The organism is Rhizobium bangladeshense, assembly GCF_001662075.1.
Classification (GTDB): domain Bacteria; phylum Pseudomonadota; class Alphaproteobacteria; order Rhizobiales; family Rhizobiaceae; genus Rhizobium; species Rhizobium bangladeshense_B.
Genome location: NZ_LYPL01000001.1, coordinates 112,437 through 129,254, shown reverse-complemented (window position 1 = coordinate 129,254; position 16,818 = coordinate 112,437). Strand labels below are relative to the sequence as shown.

Below are 16,818 nucleotides of genomic sequence, written 5' to 3'. Positions count from 1 at the left end.
CCATGAAGAGCTCATTTATTTCAAGTTCGGCCATTCAGAATGCGATGCGGCTGACGATCCGTCAGGCGCAGAACCAGATGACCAAGGCGACGATGGAAGCAACGACGGGAGTCTATGCGGATATTGGCGTCTCGCTCGGTGGCAATGCTGCCCGAAGTGTCGATTTCACCCGCGAGACCGACCGGATCGATTCGATCAAATCAAGCAATTCGCTTGTCACCGCCCGCATGGAATCCTCGCAGCTCGGCTTGTCCAAGATGAAGGATGTCGGCGATGGCCTCGTTTCGAAGCTGACGGCACTCCAGGGCAGCAAGGACCCCGGCAGCATCACCGTCGCCATTCAGTCGGCGACCAGCGCGCTGTCCACGATGATGGATACCGCCAATACCATGGTGAACGGCGAATATCTGTTCTCCGGCATCAATACCGACGTGCAGCCGCTGACCGACAAAACCGCCGCCACGAGTGCGACCATCGTTACGGCGCTGAACACTTATGCAGCCGCTCTTGTCCCGCCGAAAGCGGTCAGCGATCTCACAGGCGCCGAGATGCAGACCTTCATCACGACGCAGGTTGAGCCGATGTTCAGCGAAGCGAACTGGACCAACGCGGCGACCGGCTGGTCGCAGGCATCGAGCCAGAACATGACGAGCCGCATCAGCAACTCGGAAGTGATCGAATCCTCGACCAACGCCAATTCCGAAGGCATGCGTTATTTTGCGCTCGCCTCGGTCATGACCTCCGCGCTGCTCGGCCAGAACCTCAGCACGGATGCAATGACGACTGTCTCCAAGCAGGCAATCAGCTACACGGCCAAGGCGACCAGCGGACTGGTGACACAGGCAAGCCAGCTTGGCCTGTCCCAGGAGCGTGTCAAGAAGTCGAACGATGCGCTCGACGCGCAGTCGAACATCATCAAGAACAAGCTGGTCGATCTCCAGGGCGTCGACCCGTACGAGGCCTCGACCCTCGTCAAGACGTTGGAAACACAGCTTGAAACCGCTTACACGATCGTTTCGAAGATCCAGCAGTTGAGTCTCGTAAACTACCTTTGATGAGCAAAGGCGCGCATTATAAAGAAGGATGCATGAATGTATCAGTTCTCATATGCCGAAGTCATGCAGGACTCGGTGGCCGACGCGAAAGAGCGGGAATGGCAGGTTCTTGACCGGTCCATTGAACTGCTGTCGTTGGCGCGCGACAAGGAGAAATACGGTCGGGAAGCAATTGAAGCCCTGTTTTATACGCGTCGGGTGTGGATCAGCTTCATCGAGGATCTGAAGCATCCGGATAATCAGCTGGATGTTCAGCTCAGGGCCAATCTCATCTCGATTGCAATCTGGATTTTGAAGGAATGCGACAGGATAAGAAAACGTCTGTCGAATAACTACCAGGGCATCATCGACGTTACCACCATCATCAGGGATGGACTTAAATGAAAAGCACACTTCGCATTTCTCTGAAAGCCGGGGAAAGAATCTTCATCAACGGCGCCGTCCTGCGTGTCGACCGCAAGGTCGCGCTGGAATTCCTGAATGATGTGACGTTCCTTCTCGAAAATCACGTCCTCCAGCCGGAAGGCGCGACGACGCCTCTGCGCCAGCTCTATTTCATCGCGCAGATGATCCTCATCAACCCCGAGGGCAAGGACCACTCGACGGCGATGTTCCGCAAGTCGATCACCATGCTGCTCACCTGCTTCAAGAACGAGGAAATCCTCGCCGAACTGAAGCGCATCGATGCGCTCGTCTCGACCGGCCGCGCTTTCGACGCGTTGAAGGCGATCCGCGGTCTCTACGCGATCGAAGACAATATTCTCAACAACCACGAGCTGCCGCCGACGATGGTCGAGCAGATTCGCAGGGAAATCGCACCATGGCGGTAGACGCAACATCGAGCGTGAGCAATTCGACGACGAGTTCGACGAATTCGGCCCAAAAAAAAGCAACGTTGAATTACGACAATTTCCTTCAGCTGCTCATCGCGCAGATGAAGAACCAGGATCCGACCGATCCGATGGATGCCAGCGAGCAGATGTCGCAGCTGGCAAGCTTCTCGCAGGTTGAGCAGACGATCCAGACGAACACCAAGCTCGATACGCTCCTCGCAAGCTCGAGCCTCACCCAGGCGAGCAGCTACGTCGGCAAATATATGGAAAGCGCCGACGGCACCGTCAAAGGCACCGTCGAATCCGTCAAGGTTTATTCCGACGGCATCATTGCGACGACCACGGATGGCGGTAAGATACTCGTGCAGGCGGGAATCACCGTTGCTGACAAGGCGCCGACCAAGACCAGCGACAGCAGCGATACCTGATACCGCGGCGCCGACGCGTCGGTGATACAAATCAACAGCGGCCCGGCCATGGCGGGGCTGCTTCGGGGCGATATGAGGTTGCCTTCAGATGAATGAAGCTGATGCATTGGATCTGTTCCAGGCCGCGATCTGGACCGTCCTGATTGCCGCCGGTCCCGCCGTCATCGCCGCGATGGTGGTGGGTCTCGTCATCGCCCTGATCCAGGCATTGACCCAGGTGCAGGAGGCGACGCTGACCTTCGTGCCGAAGATCGTCGCCGTGCTCATCACGGTCGGCGTCACCGCGCCCTTTGTCGGCTCGCAGATCTCGATTTTCACCAATCTGGTCTTCTCCCGCATTCAATCAGGCTTCTGAGCCACCTTCGCGCAAGCTTCGCCATTTAACTGTCGGTTCGAATTGGGCGGACTTCAGGTCCGCCTCCTCTCATGAAGAGACGGAACTGTCATGGCGCAACCACCTGCACTCCCCCTTCCGAAAGTCGCCCCGAGCCTGCGGGATGTCGGTTTTGCCCTCGGCATTATCGGCATCATCTGCATTCTTTTCCTGCCGATCCCGCCATTCCTGATCGACATGGGCCTGGCCTTCTCGATCGCCTTCTCGGTGCTGATCCTGATGGTCGCGCTGTGGATCCAAAAGCCGCTCGATTTCTCGTCCTTCCCGACCATTCTGCTGATTGCGACGATGACGCGGCTGGCGCTGAACATCGCGACGACGCGCGTCATCCTGTCCCACGGCAATGAAGGCCACGACGCGGCCGGCGGCGTCATCGCCGGTTTCGCAAGCCTTGTCATGTCCGGCGACTTCGTCATCGGTCTGATCGTCTTCCTGATCCTCATCACCATCAACTTCATCGTCATCACCAAGGGCGCGACACGTATCGCCGAAGTCGGCGCGCGTTTCACGCTTGATGCCATCCCGGGCAAGCAGATGTCGATCGACGCCGATCTTTCGGCCGGCATCATCGATGAAAGGGAAGCCCAGCGCCGGCGCAGAGAGCTCGAAGAGGAAAGCTCGTTCTTCGGTGCGATGGACGGTGCCTCGAAATTCGTGCGCGGCGATGCCGTCGCCGGCCTCATCATCACCGCCATCAACGTTTTCGGCGGCATCATCATCGGTTATTTCCGCCATGGCATGCCGATCGGCGAAGCGGCCGACGTCTTCGTCAAGCTCTCCGTCGGCGACGGCCTCGTCTCGCAGATGCCGGCCCTCATCGTCTCGCTCGCCGCCGGCCTGCTCGTCTCCCGCGGCGGCACCACCGGCTCTACCGACCAGGCGGTCGTCAACCAGCTGAGCGGCTATCCCCGCGCGCTCTCCGTCTCGGCGGTGCTGATGTTCGTCCTGGCGCTCATGCCGGGCCTGCCATTTGTCCCTTTCGTGATCCTCGGCAGTCTTCTCGCCTTCGGCGCCTGGTTCATCCCGCGCCAGATCGAGGTTGAAAACAAGCTGCGCCGCGAGCAGGAGGAAAAGAAGGTCGTCCAGAACAAGGAGCTGGAAAAGGATTCGGTCAAGTCGGTGCTGCGCACCTCGGAAATCGAGCTCGCACTCGGCAAGATGGTCTCCACGCGCCTGCTCGGCGCCCACCAGGAGCTGGCTTTCCGCGTCGGCAAGATGCGCAAGAAGTTCGCCACGCAATACGGTTTCGTCGTGCCCGAGATCAAGGTCACCGACGATATCGGCATCGCCGAGAAATCCTATCAGATCCGCATCCACGGCACGACGGTCGCCTCCAATCTCTTGCGCGTCGGCGAAGTCCTGGTCGTCACCGGCGCCGGCCGGCGCCCGAGCATTCCCGGCGACGAAATCCGCGAACCGGCTTTCGGCATGCCGGCCGTCTCGATTCTCGAAAACTTCGCCGACGATCTGAAACGCGAAGGTTTCCAGCCGATCGACAACGTCTCCGTCGTGCTGACCCATATGAGCGAGGTCATTCGCAACAACCTGCCGCAGCTTCTGTCCTACAAGGACGTCAAGGTGCTGATCGATCGCCTTGACCCGGAATACAAGAAGCTCGCCGACGAGATCTGCTCGTCGCACATGTCCTATTCGGGCCTGCAGGCGGTGCTCAAGCTCCTGCTTGCCGAGCGCGTTTCGATCCGCAACCTGCACCTCATTCTCGAGGCGGTGGCCGAGCTCGCGCCGCATGTCAGGAAGACCGAGCAGATCGTCGAGCATGTCCGCATCCGCATGGCCCAGCAGCTCTGCGGCGATCTTGCCGACAACGGCGTGCTGCGTGTGCTGAGATTGGGCAGCAAATGGGATCTTGCCTTCCACCAGGCGCTGAAGCGCGACGCCAAGGGCGAGGTGATCGAGTTCGACATCGATCCCAGAAGCCTGGAAGAGTTCAGCGAACAGGCCAGCAAAGTTATCCGTGAGTTCATGGATCGCGGCCTGCCATTCGCCCTTGTCACGTCGCCGGAAACACGCTCCTATGTGCGCATGATCATCGAACGGCTGTTCGCCACGCTGCCGGTCCTGTCGCACGTCGAACTGGCCAAGGGCATCGAGATAAAGATTTTGGGCTCGATTTCATGATAACAGACCCGCAAGGGACCGTTCTCGCGCTGTTTCTGGTTTTCTGCCGGATCGGCGGCTGTGTGCTGGCTCTTCCGGGTTTTTCCTCGGCGCGCGTGCCCGAGCAGCTGCGCGTCTTCATTGCCGGCGCCCTGTCGATCGCCGTCCTGCCGCTGCTCTGGGACACGGTCTATCCGGCTGTCCACACGGGATCTGCAACCTATATCGGCCTGATTTTCAGCGAATCACTGATCGGCGTGATGTATGGCATGCTGGCGAGAATCTATACGCTCGGCATGCAGTTCGCCGCGACGATCATCGCCATGATGGTCGGCTATACTCAGCCGGGCTCCGCCGACGTCATCGAAGACGCTCCGGAGACCAGCCTTTCCGGCTTCATCACCTTTGCCGCCATCATGATTCTCTTCATCATGGATTTCCATCACATCGTCTTCCGCGCGCTGGTCGATTCCTACACGACCATGCCCTTCGGCGGATTGACGCAGATGCGCGCGACGCTGATCTCCTTTACCGACACCCTGGAGCAGACCACCTACATCATGCTGCGGCTGTCGAGCCCCTTTCTGATCTACGGCATGATCTTCAACGTCTCGATCGGCTTCATCAATAAGCTGGCGCCGCAGATCCCGGTCTATTTCATTTCCACGCCCTATCTGCTGATGGGCGGGCTCTTCCTGTTCTATGTCTCGGTCGCGGCGCTGGTCAGCCAGTTCGGCCAGGCCTTCAGTTCGATCTATATCGGGCGATGAGGCTGATATGATCGAGAAGGCTCGCTCCCAAAAACTCAAGCGTCTGCTGTCGGTGCAGCGGCATATCGAAAGGATGGCGGAGAACGACCTGGCCGAAACCAGCCGTCAGCGCATCGAGGTCAATGCGGCGATGGACGACGTCATTCTCGCTCTCGGTTCGATGGACCCGGTCCACCATGCCTTCTCGCAGAATTATGCCGACCGATTCGGCAGGCTGACGATCAAGGATCAGCAGCTGACCGGCATGCAGCAGATCCACGAGATGCGGCTGACGCGCGAACGGGCCAAGGCCGATCGCCTGGAAGAGGGCATGAAGGAGGCCTTGGACGCCGAGCGTCGCGAGGCCGATGACAATGCCGTCTACGATGTGATCGATCAGCAATTCGCAACGCCAGCCTCCAGCAAGCTTCAAAAACCATAATCGTTACGATCTTAATTTAGAGGATTGTAACGTGGCTATTTCGCCCCCCAGTGATCTGGTCCTGGACGTTGTCAAAGCTGCCGACCCCATGGAGGTTCAGGTAGCCCAGGAAAAGTTGAAGGCAAATCGTGCGGCCTTTGCCGCAACGAGCCTCGCCGAGAACGGCAAGGGCTTCTCCAATACGGTCGACGTTCTCGATCATGTCGGCCAGAAGAGCGGCCTCTCCAACATTCAGAACCGCACCAAGACCGAGGAGGTTCCGGAAAGCTACCGGAAGTTCGAGGCCATGGTGCTGCAGAATTTCGTCAAGTCGATGCTGCCGAGCGAAAGTGAAGACGTCTACGGCAAGGGCGCGACCGGCGATATCTGGAAGGGGATGATGGCCGAGCAGCTTGGCAACACCATGGCCAAGGGCGACGGCATCGGCATTGCCAAGCAGATGTACAGCGAGCTGTTGCGCCGGCAGGAAGGCAAGATCGTGAATGCCTCGACCGATGATCGTGACCGCAACACCGCGCTCAGCATGATCGACGACTTCCAGCGCAAGACCTTTGGCACGCCGACGGCGGACGCCAATGCCGATAGAACAGGATGATTTTAGGCCCGGTCGGCCTGAAATCTGAATCCACTTCTAAATTAAATTGTTAGAGCATGATGTCGTCCGAAAACCGCGCACACTTTTCGGCATCATGCTCTCAGCGACGCATAATCGAGGATACAATGGAAATAATTTCGAACGAATACAGGATCAAATCCGTTCTCGGACGCCTCGAAATGATCATCGACAATGAGAACACGCGGATCGGCAACGATCCGCAGTTCGATCTCAAGGTCTCCAACGCGCATAAGAGCCGCTGCCTCTACGAGCTGTCGATGCTCTTCCGCGATACCGATCCGACCGAGCTTGCCGCTGCCCATCTCGATCAGCTGCATGGCCTGAAGAAGAAGCTGGTTCTCAACGCCCGGCGCGTCGAGGCCCATCTCGAGGCGGTTCGCGCCGTCGCCGACATCCTGAAGAATGCCGTTCAGGACGCCGACGCCGACGGCACCTATTCCCAGGAACAATTCGCCGCGCGTGGAAACTGATGATCAAGCTCGTCCTCACCGGCATCTGGGTTTGCGCCATTACCTTGGCCTCGGTCTATTTTTCGGTGTATCTGGCGACGGCGCCGGCGCCCGCGATATCCGATGCCAGGCAGAACGCGCTCGAACTGGTGAAGGGTGAAACGATCACTGTGCCGGTGATCGGCAACGGCGCGATCACCGGTTATTTTCTCGGCCGCATTTCCTTCATGATGAACAAGGACATGCTGAAGGGCGTGACCTTGCCGCTGACCGAGATGACGACCGACGAACTTTTCAGCCTGCTTGTCGGCAACAAGATGGTCGACCTCGCGCACATCAAATCCTTCGACCCGAAGACCTTCCGCGAGGAGATCAAGAAGGGCATGAACGAGCGCCTCGGCGGCGAGTATGTCGCCGAAGTGATGCTGGAGCAGCTCGATTATCTCTCCAAGGAAGAGATCAAGCAAAACGCATCCGGTGAGCCGAAGAAGCTCGGCGCTCCGGTCAAGATCATTGACGGTGCCCCGGCCGGGGAAGCACCGGCGCCGGCCGCCCATTGAAGAACGAATCATCGATGCACGAGCGGCGCCTTCGGGCGCCGTTTGTCGTTGCGGCTGATGTGGTTAATAAACCACTTATACGAGCATCAAAATCCAAGGAATTTTCCTAAGGGTTGTTTGAAACCCTCCTGTTATATCGGGTGTCACAGCTTGGCGTGCGCCGTTTCCGCGATCGGGGCGACGCCGTCCATGCGTGACGCGACCGGTCCTTTCGAGACCTCCGGGTGCGGAAAAATGTGGGCTTGTTTTCCGGGATGTCGGGCGCATGACGCACCCTCGGCAGGAGGTAGGAATGAATTTGATTGCAAACTTCGCGGTGCTTGCGTCGCGGCGGACGATCTTCGATCTGCCGGTTTGCGATCTCGGCTGGGACGATGCCCTCGTTTTTATCAACGAGTTGGCCTCCATTCCCGTCGGTCAGACCGTGGTTTGCTTCGTCAACGCCCATAATATGCTGACGGCTTTGCGCGACGACGAATATTACCGGATCATGTCGCACAATTTGGTGCTGCCGGATGGGATCGGCCTTAACATTGCATCGCAGATCGCCCATGGCTCGCCGTTTCCCGCCAATCTGAACGGCACCGATTTCGTGCCGGCTTTCCTTACCTTCATGGAGGCTCCGCGCCGCATCGGCCTGATCGGCGGCGCGCGCCCGGTCGTCGAAGCGGCGGCGGAAAATTTCCGCAGGCACACGCCCTGGCATGAATTTGTCGTCATTTCCGACGGCTTTTTCGACAAGGTCGATTCCACTGATGTCACCGAAGAGATCGAGCGCCAGAAGCTAGACATTCTGATCGTCGGCATGGGGACGCCGCTGCAGGAGAAATGGGTCCACGACAACATTCGCGCCGACCATGCGCGCCTGGTGCTGACGGTGGGCGCGCTCTTCGACTTCGTCTCCGGCGCCGTTCCGCGCGCGCCGAAGACGGTGCGGATGATGCGTCTCGAATGGGCCTATCGGTTGATACAGGAGCCCGCGCGCCTCTGGCGGCGCTACATCATCGGCATTCCGGTCTTTCTCTTCCACGTCCTGCGCTACCGCTTCCGCCGCCGTGAAAGAATTCTCAGCCAGCCGGAAGAGCAGCGCAGCGTCTCACAGCCGATTGCGGAGCGCAGGAAGGCGGGCTGAACGGGCCAGGCGCGTTTCCCAGACCTGCGAAGACCGTCATCGGTTCAAATTCGAGACGTCGGACCGCAATTCTTGCCAGTCGCGGTTAACCATTTCTTTGCCATGAATATTTAGAGTCGTTTAATCATCTGCATCGCGTGCGGATGATTGAACTCGGCCATCATGTGCATGAGATGTGGCGCAAATGTACGATATCAGGGCGAGAAACAGCTTCCAGGATCGCGCAGCCGCGGGGCCGCGCACCTTTGACGTCCCCTATCGCCGGCGGTCGAAGGGGGCCGATATCGCGCCGCCCGAGGCCGAATTGCTGCGCGCGATTGGCCGCGCGCTGGAAGAGCAACGCGCAATAGCGGCGCGTCCTGCGCCGCTGGTCGACCGCATCGAAACCATCCTCGGCAATCGCCTTCGGGCTGCCAACGATGTCGGCCGCGCACTTCTGCCGGCGCCGGCCGGTCATGAGGAGCCGAACGCTGCGGTCGAAAAACCCGCGCTCCCGCCGGAACCGCCGGCCGTCATCCGTGAGGAATCCGCCAGATTCCAGCGGGCAATGTCCAGCCACCACGCCGCCCGCTTCGGTCTTGCCATGACGGTCGTCGCCGCCACGGTCGTCGGGGCAGGCCTGCCGGCCCTGATGCCGGCCTCGCCCGCCCTCTACCGCGCCGAGACGACGCTTTCGGTCAGGACGGATGCGGCAAGCCGCGCCGCCTTCACCCAGGCTGCGGCGAAAGGCCTGTTATCGGCGCGCATGATGGCGTCGACGGTCGCTGCGCTGAAACTCGATCACGACCCGGAATTTGCCGGCACCAGGGCCAATGCGCTTGGCGTTGCGCTCGATCTTCTCGCGGCCAGCGGTGCTGCCGCCGATCCGGCCTCGCGCGCCGAGGCGGCGCTGAAACATGCGGTCGAGATCATGCCCGATGTCGCCGCCGGTACGATCCTCGTCAGGGTGACGACCGGCGACAGCGGCAAATCCATGCGCATCGCCGCACGGCTTGGCGAAGCGGTGTCGGCAGGCAGCGGTCCCGGCCGGAGCGCCGAAACCGGCACTGTGCTGCGCAAGGCCTATGACGAGGCGAAGGCGGAGCTTGCCGCCTTCACGGCCAAAAGCGGCGAGGGTAACGTCAAGGTGGCGATCGATCTTCGCCGCCAGATCGACGCGCTCGATGCCGATCTGAAACAGGCCGATCAGAATATCCTCGCCGCCAAGGCGCGGGCCGACGGGCTGAAGGCGGCAAAACTCGCGGGCGTACTGGATGGATCGCTCCCCTCCGATATGCTCTCGCCGGCGCTGCAGGATTGGCGCGACAAATATGCCGTCGCCAGGACGACACTGGCGCAGCTTTCGGCAGAGCTTGGCCCGCGTCATCCGCGCCTGCTGCAGCAGCAGGCTGAAGCGGAAGGACTCAAGGACAACATGGGCAAGGAGCTTGCCCGTCTGGCCCAGTTCGCCAACGCCGCCGCCAAGGCTGCGGTCGATGTGCGCAAGGGCCTGAACGATCGCCGCAACACGCTGATCGCCCAGAGCCGGGATACCGGCGTCGATCTGTCTCGGCTGACCGAGCTGCGCGAAAAGACGAATGCCGCGCGCTCCCGCCTGGAAGAGACGGCGCCGACATCGGGAGGCGATGACGGCCATTTGACCGTCCTGAAACCGCCGCTTGTGGCGGCGGTGCCGGGAACGAATGGTCTGTTCGGCCGCGTGCTGGCCGGGGCCGCGACAGGCCTTTCGATCGGTCTCGGCCTCACCCTCCTGCTGTTCCGGCGCAAATCCTCCGCGGCTTCCGCAAGCGAGGAAATGCCGGCGCCGCCTTCGCTCACCTCTTCGCCGGCGCCCGCGTCAGCCCCGGCGGCGTCCGACGAGATGGAGGTGCTGCGGTCCGAAATCTCCGGCCTGCGCGACCGGCTTCGACTTCACGTGATGGAAGCACGGCAGCCGCTGCGCTGAACCCAACATTTCCTTGCAAGTTTGATATTGCCTTGCCGCTTTCCGACAGGATAGGGCGTTAGCGGGCATTTGACGCTCGTCAACTATCAATAGATTGGCCCGAAACAGGGCGGAGAGACGCGTGGCGACAGTAATCGACGGCAAGAACGTAGCTGCATCAGTCATTCAGACGGTCAAGAGTGCGACAGCGGCGCTGGAAAAGAGCAGCGGCGTTACCACCGGCCTGGCCGTCATCATCGTCGGCGACGATCCGGCAAGCCACGCCTATGTCGGCTCCAAGGGCCGCATGGCCAAGGAATGCGGCTTCAAGTCCGTGCAGCACACGTTGCCGGCCGAGACCAGGCAGGAGGAGCTGGCGGCGCTCGTTGCCAGCCTCAACGCCGATCCGTCGATCCACGGCATCCTGGTGCAGTTGCCCTTGCCGAAGCCGCTCGACAGCGAGCCGATCATCCAGTCGATCCTGCCGGAAAAGGATGTCGATGGCTTGAGCGTCGTCAACGCCGGCAAGCTCGCCACCGGCGACCTGAAGACCGGACTGGTCTCCTGCACGCCGGCCGGCGCCATGGTCTTCGTCCGGCGCACCCATGGCGAGGATCTCTCGGGCCTCAATGCCGTCGTCATCGGCCGTTCGAACCTGTTCGGCAAGCCGATGGCGCAATTGCTGCTCAATGCCAATGCGACAGTGACGATGGCCCATTCGAGAACGAAGAACCTCGCCGAGGTCTGCCGCAATGCCGATATTCTGGTGGCTGCCGTTGGGCGGCCTGAGATGGTCAAGGCCGATTGGGTCAAGCCGGGTGCGACGGTCATCGATGTCGGCATCAATCGTGTGCCGGCTCCCGACAGGGGCGAGGGCAAGACCCGGCTTGTCGGCGACGTTGCCTTCGCCGAGGTCTCTGCTATCGCCAGCACCATCACCCCGGTTCCCGGCGGGGTCGGGCCGATGACCATCGCCATGCTGATGGCCAATACCGTCATCGCCGCCCACCGGGCCGCGGGGCAGACGCCGCCGCAGTTTTGAGACGGACTGGTGTTAACTGGGGGCGGGGCCGGTCGAGGCCCTGACGATCAGTTCGGTCTTCCAGAGTTCCTGCTCGGGGAAGGGGCCGGCCTGTTTCACGGTGCCGATCAACCGCTGGGCGATGCGGGCGCCGGCGGCCCTGAGCGAGGAGCGTGTGGTCGTCAGCGGCACGGAGAAGCTTTCCGGCTTCAAGAGCGGCAGCACGTCGTCATGGGCGATCAGCGAAATGTCCTCGCCGAGCCGCAATCCCGCCTGGTTAACCGCGCGGATCGCGCCCAGCGCCATGACCGTGCTGGAGCATAGGATCGCGGTCGGCCGCTGCGGCAGTTGCAGGAAGCGTTCCATCGCCAGAAGGCCCTGTTCGTCGGTCATCAGCGCGTGGCTCACGCAGTCCTCCTCAAGCGTCAGGCCGCGTTCGGCAAGGGCCGCGATGACGCCATTCCTTCTGCGGATGGCGAAATCGAGATGCGTCGGCCCGTTCATGAGCGCAAAGCGCGTGTGGCCGAGCTGCAACAGCAGCCGGGTCGCGTCGTAGAAGGCGCCTTCATTGTCGATGTCGAGATAGGGATAATCCGGCTCCGCGCCGAAGGAACGGCCATGCACGACATAGGGCATGGAGAGCGATTTCAGCATGGCGAGCCGCGGATCGTGGCCGCGCATATAGGCGACGAACAGTGCATCGACATTGCCGCTGATCGCAAGCCGCCGGAGTGCTGCCACCTCGTCGTCAGGATCGGCCGGCATGATGACGAAATGGAAATCGTGACGCACGGCTTCCTCGCCGAGTCCGGCCAGGAATTCGCCGAAATGCACGTCGGACTGGTGGCCGGGCGCCGTCGGCATGACCAGGCCGATCGAGCCTGCCTTGCCAGTCGCAAGCCGCTGAGCTGCCTTATTGGGCCGGTACCCCGTTTCCTTGACGGCCTGGAGCACGCGCTCCCGGGTCGCTTCATTGACCTCGGGATAGCCGTTGAGCGCTCGGCTCACCGTCGTCTGCGACAGCCCGAGCAATTCCGATAGCTGTTTGAGATTCACCTGTTATGCTTCCTCCCGGCCCGCCCTTCGGCCGCTCCAAAAGGCCTGCCGCCTCCCAATGGCATCCAAAGCGCTTTCAATTATGTAGCATCTCGCGCGCTTGACTCAAGAAAAATCGCTCCATATTCCCGGATAGGCGCCGTTGCGCTGCGATATCCCGCGTGTTTATGGCGAGTTTTCGCGAATTGACTTGACTCCATTCCACTGGAAGTTAAATGAGTTGGGTGTCAAAGCGCTTTGAAATTTCCTTTTGCGGAGAATTCGGCGCGGGTTGGGATTGTGATGGGAGGTTGATCACATGAAAAAGTCGTTTTTGGTGGGCGTTGCCGTTGCGGCGCTTTTTGCCGGCGCTGCGTCCGCGGCCGATCTGAAATTTGCCCCGGGAGAAGATCCCAAGTTCAACTGGAAAAGCTATGACGAATTCAAGGCCGCGCATGCCGATTTGAAGGGTCAGCCCCTGACGATCTTCGGGCCGTGGCGCGGCGAGGACGAGGCGTTCTTCATGAGCGTTCTTGCCTATTTCACCGAAGCCACCGGCATCGAGGCGAAATATTCCTCTTCCGAAAACTACGAGCAGCAGATCGTCATCGACACGCAGGCGGGCTCGCCGCCGAATATTGCCATTCTGCCGCAGCCGGGCCTCCTGGCCGACCTCGCCGGCAAGGGATTCCTGACGCCGCTCGGCGAAGACAACTCCAAGTGGCTCAAGGACAATTACGGTGCCGGCGACAGCTGGGTCGGTTACGGCACTTACAAGGGCAAGGACGGCAAGGAAGCCTTCTACGCCTTTCCTTACAAGGCTGACGTGAAATCGCTGGTCTGGTACGTTCCGGAGAATTTCGAGGAAGCCGGCTACAAGATCCCGACGACAATGGAAGAGCTGCATGCCCTGACCGACCAGATCGTCAAGGATGGCGGCGTTCCCTGGTGCATCGGTCTCGGTTCCGGCGGCGCCACCGGCTGGCCAGCGACCGACTGGGTCGAGGATATCATGCTGCGCATGCAGCCGCCGGAAGCCTATGACAAGTGGACGACCAACGAGCTGAAGTTCACCGATCCGGCCGTCGTTGCCGCAATCGACGAATTCGGCAAGTTCGCCAAGAACGAGAAATACGTCAATGGCGGCGTCGCGGCCGTGGCTTCGACCGATTTCCGTGACAGCCCGAAGGGCCTCTTCTCCGTTCCGCCGAAGTGCTACATGCACCATCAGGCCTCGTTCATTCCGTCCTTCTTCCCCGAGGGCACGAAGCTCGGCCAGGATGCCGACTTCTTCTACATGCCGACCTATGCTTCGCATCCCGAACTCGGCAAGCCGGTGCTCGGTGCCGGCACGCTGGTTTCGATCGCCAAGGACTCGAAGACGGCCCGCGCCTTCATCGACTTCCTGAAGACCCCGATCGCGCATGAAGTGTGGATGGCGCAGTCGAGCTTCCTGACGCCGTATAAGGGCGTCAGCGTCGACGCCTATGCCAATCCGCAGATGAAGAAGGAAGGCGAGATCCTGACCTCCGCCACCACCTTCCGCTTCGACGGTTCGGACCTGATGCCGGGCAAGATCGGTGCCGGCGCCTTCTGGACCGGCATGGTCGATTTCGTCGGCGGCAAGTCCGCCGAGGAAGCCGCCAGCGAAATCCAGAGCGCCTGGGACGGCATCAAGTAATCTTCCAAAATTTGTCGCCGGCTTGCCGGCGGCATGACCTGCCTGAGTGGCCGGGCTCATGCGCAGCCCGGCCATCGCAGGATATATTGTGAGTGGACTATACAAGTGGATTGACGGTGACCGGCGTTGGCCCGTCAGAATGAAAGCCGGTCGGAATAAGATCAGGGGAAGCAGGGGAGGGACGAAATGCTGTCGCAGATAGTGTCCGCTTTGGGCGTCGTGGTCGTCGCCGTTTTTGCGTGCTCGGCCTATTTCTATTTTTCCAACAAGCTTCTGGATCTGGCCCTGCCGGTGAAGGATGGCGACATTCGCGCCGCATCGCGCAATCTCAATCGCCGCGCGGTCATCAGGCCGTGGCTGTTCCTCGGGCCGGCGCTCTTCCTGCTCTTCGTCTACCTCGTCTATCCGGTCGTTGCGACCTTCATTCTTTCCTTCTACGACCGCGCCGGTCTGCAGTTCGTCGGCCTCGCCAACTATAAATGGGCGATCGGCGACCGCGAATTCCGCCAGTCGATCTTCAACAACATCCTCTGGCTCGCCGTCGTGCCGGCCGCCTGCACCTTCTTCGGCCTGGTCATCGCTGTCATGACCGATCGCATCTGGTGGGGCAATATCGCCAAGAGCATTGTCTTCATGCCGATGGCGATCTCCTTCGTCGGCGCCTCGGTCATCTGGAAATTCATCTATGAATATCGCGGCGGCAACGATGTCCAGATCGGCCTCCTGAACGCCATCGTCCAGCTCTTCGGCGGCACGCCTGAGGTGTGGATCTCAGTCCCCTTCTGGAACAATTTCTTCCTGATGGTCATCCTGATCTGGATCCAGACCGGTTTTGCCATGGTCATCCTGTCGGCGGCCCTACGCGGCATCCCCGAGGAGACGATCGAGGCCGCCGTCATCGATGGCGCCAACGGCTGGCAGATATTCTGGCGCATCATGGTGCCGCAGGTCTGGGGCACCATCGCCGTCGTCTGGACGACGATTACCATCCTCGTCCTGAAGGTCTTCGATATCGTCCTGACCATGACCAACGGCCAGTGGCAGACGATGGTCCTGGCGAACCTGATGTTCGACTGGATGTTCCGCGGCGGCGGCGATTCCGGCCGAAGCGCCGTCATCGCCATCATCATCATGCTCGCCGTCACGCCGATCATGGTGTGGAACGTGCGCCGCGCCAACCGCGAACTGAAGGGCCATTGAGATGACCGCTGTCGGAAGCTACTTCAAGATCGGTCCCGCCCGCCTCTTCGTTCACCTTGCGGTTCTCCTGATCGTCATCATCTGGCTCATCCCGACGCTCGGTATCTTCGTCAGCGCCCTGCGCGACAAGGATCAGATCGTTGTGTCCGGCTGGTGGACGTCCTTCGTCGGCTCGACGCAGACGGTCGCCGTGCGCCTCGGTACGCCGGACCAGCAAAAGCAGGAAGGCGCTACCTACGTCATTTCGGGCAATGTGCTGGAAGGACAGACCGGCCGCTCGGTAAAGGCCTTCGGCAATCGCGTGCAGCAGCCGGCGGCCTTCGAGGCCGGCCAGACGGCCGATCTCGGCGATGGCGAAAGCCTGCTGATCAACAGCGACGGCAGCTACCGCTACATGAAGAACGCCGCCTTCTCGCCCGACGAAAGGCCGCGGCGTATCTATGTCTCCGTCTCGGCGCCGCCGGAATTCACGCTGCAGAACTACAACACGGTTCTGACCGGCGAGGGCATCGGCCAGTCCTTCATCAATTCGCTGACCGTGACGATCCCGGCGACGATCATCCCGATCCTGATTGCCGCTTTCGCCGCCTATGCCCTGAGCTGGATGGACTTTCCTGGCCGCGCGCTGCTGATTGCGCTCGTCGTCGGCCTCATCGTCGTGCCGCTGCAGATGTCGCTGATCCCGCTGCTGCGCCTCTATAATGAAGTGGGCAACATGCTGGGCCAGCCGTCGAAGACCTATCCCGGCATCTGGCTTGCCCATACCGCCTTTGGCATGCCGCTCGCCATCTTTCTGCTGCGGGCCTATATTGCCGGCCTGCCGAAGGAGATTATCGAATCCGCCCGTGTCGACGGTGCGAGCGACTTCGAGATCTTTACCCGCATCGTTTTGCCTCTGTCCTTCCCGGCACTCGCCTCTTTCGCCATCTTCCAGTTCCTGTGGGTGTGGAACGACCTGCTCGTCGCCATGGTCTTCCTCGGCACCGACAAGGACCACCTCGTGCTGACCGGCAGCCTGAACGCGCTGCTCGGCTCGCGCGGCGGCAATTGGGAGATTTTGACGGCGTCGGCCTTCGTCACCATTATCGTGCCGCTGCTCGTCTTCTTCGGGCTGCAGCGCTATCTGGTGCGTGGTCTGCTGGCGGGCTCGGTCAAGGGCGGCTGACCATTTTCGAACGTGA

At 60.7% G+C, this 16,818-nt stretch carries 18 protein-coding genes; 17 read left to right on the top strand and 1 reads right to left on the bottom strand.

Annotated elements, in window-relative coordinates:
* Positions 1–2: 2 nt before the first annotated feature.
* The 14 genes from A7X77_RS00605 to folD all read left to right on the top strand — a co-directional run bounded on the left by A7X77_RS00605 (position 3) and on the right by folD (position 11,742).
* Positions 3–1,055, top strand: coding sequence for a flagellar hook-associated family protein (locus A7X77_RS00605; protein WP_064681115.1), 1,053 nt, complete (start codon positions 3–5; stop codon positions 1,053–1,055).
* 36 nt (positions 1,056–1,091) lie between these two features.
* Positions 1,092–1,439, top strand: a complete 348-nt coding sequence (flaF, locus tag A7X77_RS00600) for a flagellar biosynthesis regulator FlaF (protein WP_010028573.1) — start codon at positions 1,092–1,094, stop codon at positions 1,437–1,439.
* Positions 1,436–1,885, top strand: coding sequence for a flagellar biosynthesis repressor FlbT (gene flbT, locus A7X77_RS00595; protein ID WP_012482697.1), 450 nt, complete (start codon positions 1,436–1,438; stop codon positions 1,883–1,885). Before flaF ends, flbT begins: the two co-directional genes overlap by 4 nt.
* The gene (gene flgD / locus A7X77_RS00590; RefSeq protein WP_064681114.1) at positions 1,876–2,316 is read left to right on the top strand and encodes a flagellar hook assembly protein FlgD; all 441 of its coding nucleotides are present in this window, start codon (positions 1,876–1,878) and stop codon (positions 2,314–2,316) included. The genes flbT and flgD overlap by 10 nt, the downstream gene beginning before the upstream one ends.
* A gap of 88 nt (positions 2,317–2,404) precedes the next feature.
* The gene (fliQ, locus tag A7X77_RS00585; protein WP_009992823.1) at positions 2,405–2,671 is read left to right on the top strand and encodes a flagellar biosynthesis protein FliQ; all 267 of its coding nucleotides are present in this window, start codon (positions 2,405–2,407) and stop codon (positions 2,669–2,671) included.
* Between the two features lie 90 nt (positions 2,672–2,761).
* On the top strand, positions 2,762–4,849 hold the full coding sequence (flhA, locus tag A7X77_RS00580; protein WP_064681113.1) for a flagellar biosynthesis protein FlhA: 2,088 nt from the start codon (positions 2,762–2,764) through the stop codon (positions 4,847–4,849).
* Positions 4,846–5,598: a flagellar biosynthetic protein FliR gene (fliR, locus tag A7X77_RS00575; protein WP_064681112.1), complete on the top strand. Its 753-nt coding sequence runs from the start codon at positions 4,846–4,848 to the stop codon at positions 5,596–5,598. Before flhA ends, fliR begins: the two co-directional genes overlap by 4 nt.
* A gap of 7 nt (positions 5,599–5,605) precedes the next feature.
* Positions 5,606–6,019: a hypothetical protein gene (locus A7X77_RS00570; RefSeq protein WP_064681111.1), complete on the top strand. Its 414-nt coding sequence runs from the start codon at positions 5,606–5,608 to the stop codon at positions 6,017–6,019.
* A 31-nt stretch (positions 6,020–6,050) separates the two neighbouring features.
* Positions 6,051–6,614 carry a rod-binding protein gene (locus tag A7X77_RS00565; RefSeq protein WP_064681110.1) on the top strand — a complete coding sequence of 188 codons (564 nt, stop codon included), beginning with the start codon at positions 6,051–6,053 and terminating at the stop codon, positions 6,612–6,614.
* A gap of 125 nt (positions 6,615–6,739) precedes the next feature.
* Positions 6,740–7,105: a hypothetical protein gene (locus A7X77_RS00560; protein ID WP_064681109.1), complete on the top strand. Its 366-nt coding sequence runs from the start codon at positions 6,740–6,742 to the stop codon at positions 7,103–7,105.
* Positions 7,105–7,644, top strand: a complete 540-nt coding sequence (locus tag A7X77_RS00555) for a hypothetical protein (protein ID WP_064681108.1) — start codon at positions 7,105–7,107, stop codon at positions 7,642–7,644. The genes A7X77_RS00560 and A7X77_RS00555 overlap by 1 nt, the downstream gene beginning before the upstream one ends.
* Positions 7,645–7,936: 292 nt before the next feature.
* A complete protein-coding gene (locus A7X77_RS00550; RefSeq protein ID WP_064681107.1) occupies positions 7,937–8,776 on the top strand; it encodes a WecB/TagA/CpsF family glycosyltransferase in 840 nt (279 codons plus the stop codon).
* 184 nt (positions 8,777–8,960) lie between these two features.
* Complete coding sequence (locus A7X77_RS00545) at positions 8,961–10,721, top strand: hypothetical protein (protein WP_064681106.1); 1,761 nt, start codon at positions 8,961–8,963, stop codon at positions 10,719–10,721.
* Positions 10,722–10,842: 121 nt separating this feature from the next.
* A complete protein-coding gene (gene folD, locus A7X77_RS00540; protein ID WP_064681105.1) occupies positions 10,843–11,742 on the top strand; it encodes a bifunctional methylenetetrahydrofolate dehydrogenase/methenyltetrahydrofolate cyclohydrolase FolD in 900 nt (299 codons plus the stop codon).
* A 12-nt stretch (positions 11,743–11,754) separates the two neighbouring features.
* On the opposite strand, the gene A7X77_RS00535 is transcribed toward folD, so the two are convergent.
* A complete protein-coding gene (locus A7X77_RS00535; RefSeq protein WP_064681104.1) occupies positions 11,755–12,777 on the bottom strand; it encodes a LacI family DNA-binding transcriptional regulator in 1,023 nt (340 codons plus the stop codon).
* Positions 12,778–13,075: 298 nt separating this feature from the next.
* On the opposite strand from A7X77_RS00535, the gene A7X77_RS00530 reads away from it, so the two are divergent.
* The 3 genes from A7X77_RS00530 to A7X77_RS00520 all read left to right on the top strand — a co-directional run bounded on the left by A7X77_RS00530 (position 13,076) and on the right by A7X77_RS00520 (position 16,802).
* Positions 13,076–14,437 carry an ABC transporter substrate-binding protein gene (locus A7X77_RS00530; RefSeq protein ID WP_064681103.1) on the top strand — a complete coding sequence of 454 codons (1,362 nt, stop codon included), beginning with the start codon at positions 13,076–13,078 and terminating at the stop codon, positions 14,435–14,437.
* Between the two features lie 186 nt (positions 14,438–14,623).
* Positions 14,624–15,637, top strand: coding sequence for a carbohydrate ABC transporter permease (locus A7X77_RS00525; protein WP_064681102.1), 1,014 nt, complete (start codon positions 14,624–14,626; stop codon positions 15,635–15,637).
* A 1-nt stretch (position 15,638) separates the two neighbouring features.
* The gene (locus tag A7X77_RS00520) at positions 15,639–16,802 is read left to right on the top strand and encodes a carbohydrate ABC transporter permease (RefSeq protein ID WP_064681101.1); all 1,164 of its coding nucleotides are present in this window, start codon (positions 15,639–15,641) and stop codon (positions 16,800–16,802) included.
* The last annotated feature ends 16 nt before the right edge of the window (positions 16,803–16,818 follow it).

What these genes read in the sequence shown, in the direction of transcription:
- flaF (WP_010028573.1), top strand. Translation starts at nt 1,092, where the DNA reads ATGTATCAGTTCTCATATGCCGAAGTCATGCAGGACTCGGTGGCCGAC.
- A7X77_RS00545 (WP_064681106.1), top strand. Translation starts at nt 8,961, where the DNA reads ATGTACGATATCAGGGCGAGAAACAGCTTCCAGGATCGCGCAGCCGCG.
- A7X77_RS00550 (WP_064681107.1), top strand. Translation starts at nt 7,937, where the DNA reads ATGAATTTGATTGCAAACTTCGCGGTGCTTGCGTCGCGGCGGACGATC.
- A7X77_RS00525 (WP_064681102.1), top strand. Translation starts at nt 14,624, where the DNA reads ATGCTGTCGCAGATAGTGTCCGCTTTGGGCGTCGTGGTCGTCGCCGTT.
- A7X77_RS00605 (WP_064681115.1), top strand. Translation starts at nt 3, where the DNA reads ATGAAGAGCTCATTTATTTCAAGTTCGGCCATTCAGAATGCGATGCGG.
- flhA (WP_064681113.1), top strand. Translation starts at nt 2,762, where the DNA reads ATGGCGCAACCACCTGCACTCCCCCTTCCGAAAGTCGCCCCGAGCCTG.
- fliQ (WP_009992823.1), top strand. Translation starts at nt 2,405, where the DNA reads ATGAATGAAGCTGATGCATTGGATCTGTTCCAGGCCGCGATCTGGACC.
- flbT (WP_012482697.1), top strand. Translation starts at nt 1,436, where the DNA reads ATGAAAAGCACACTTCGCATTTCTCTGAAAGCCGGGGAAAGAATCTTC.
- A7X77_RS00560 (WP_064681109.1), top strand. Translation starts at nt 6,740, where the DNA reads ATGGAAATAATTTCGAACGAATACAGGATCAAATCCGTTCTCGGACGC.
- fliR (WP_064681112.1), top strand. Translation starts at nt 4,846, where the DNA reads ATGATAACAGACCCGCAAGGGACCGTTCTCGCGCTGTTTCTGGTTTTC.
- flgD (WP_064681114.1), top strand. Translation starts at nt 1,876, where the DNA reads ATGGCGGTAGACGCAACATCGAGCGTGAGCAATTCGACGACGAGTTCG.
- A7X77_RS00555 (WP_064681108.1), top strand. Translation starts at nt 7,105, where the DNA reads ATGATCAAGCTCGTCCTCACCGGCATCTGGGTTTGCGCCATTACCTTG.
- A7X77_RS00520 (WP_064681101.1), top strand. Translation starts at nt 15,639, where the DNA reads ATGACCGCTGTCGGAAGCTACTTCAAGATCGGTCCCGCCCGCCTCTTC.
- A7X77_RS00570 (WP_064681111.1), top strand. Translation starts at nt 5,606, where the DNA reads ATGATCGAGAAGGCTCGCTCCCAAAAACTCAAGCGTCTGCTGTCGGTG.
- A7X77_RS00530 (WP_064681103.1), top strand. Translation starts at nt 13,076, where the DNA reads ATGAAAAAGTCGTTTTTGGTGGGCGTTGCCGTTGCGGCGCTTTTTGCC.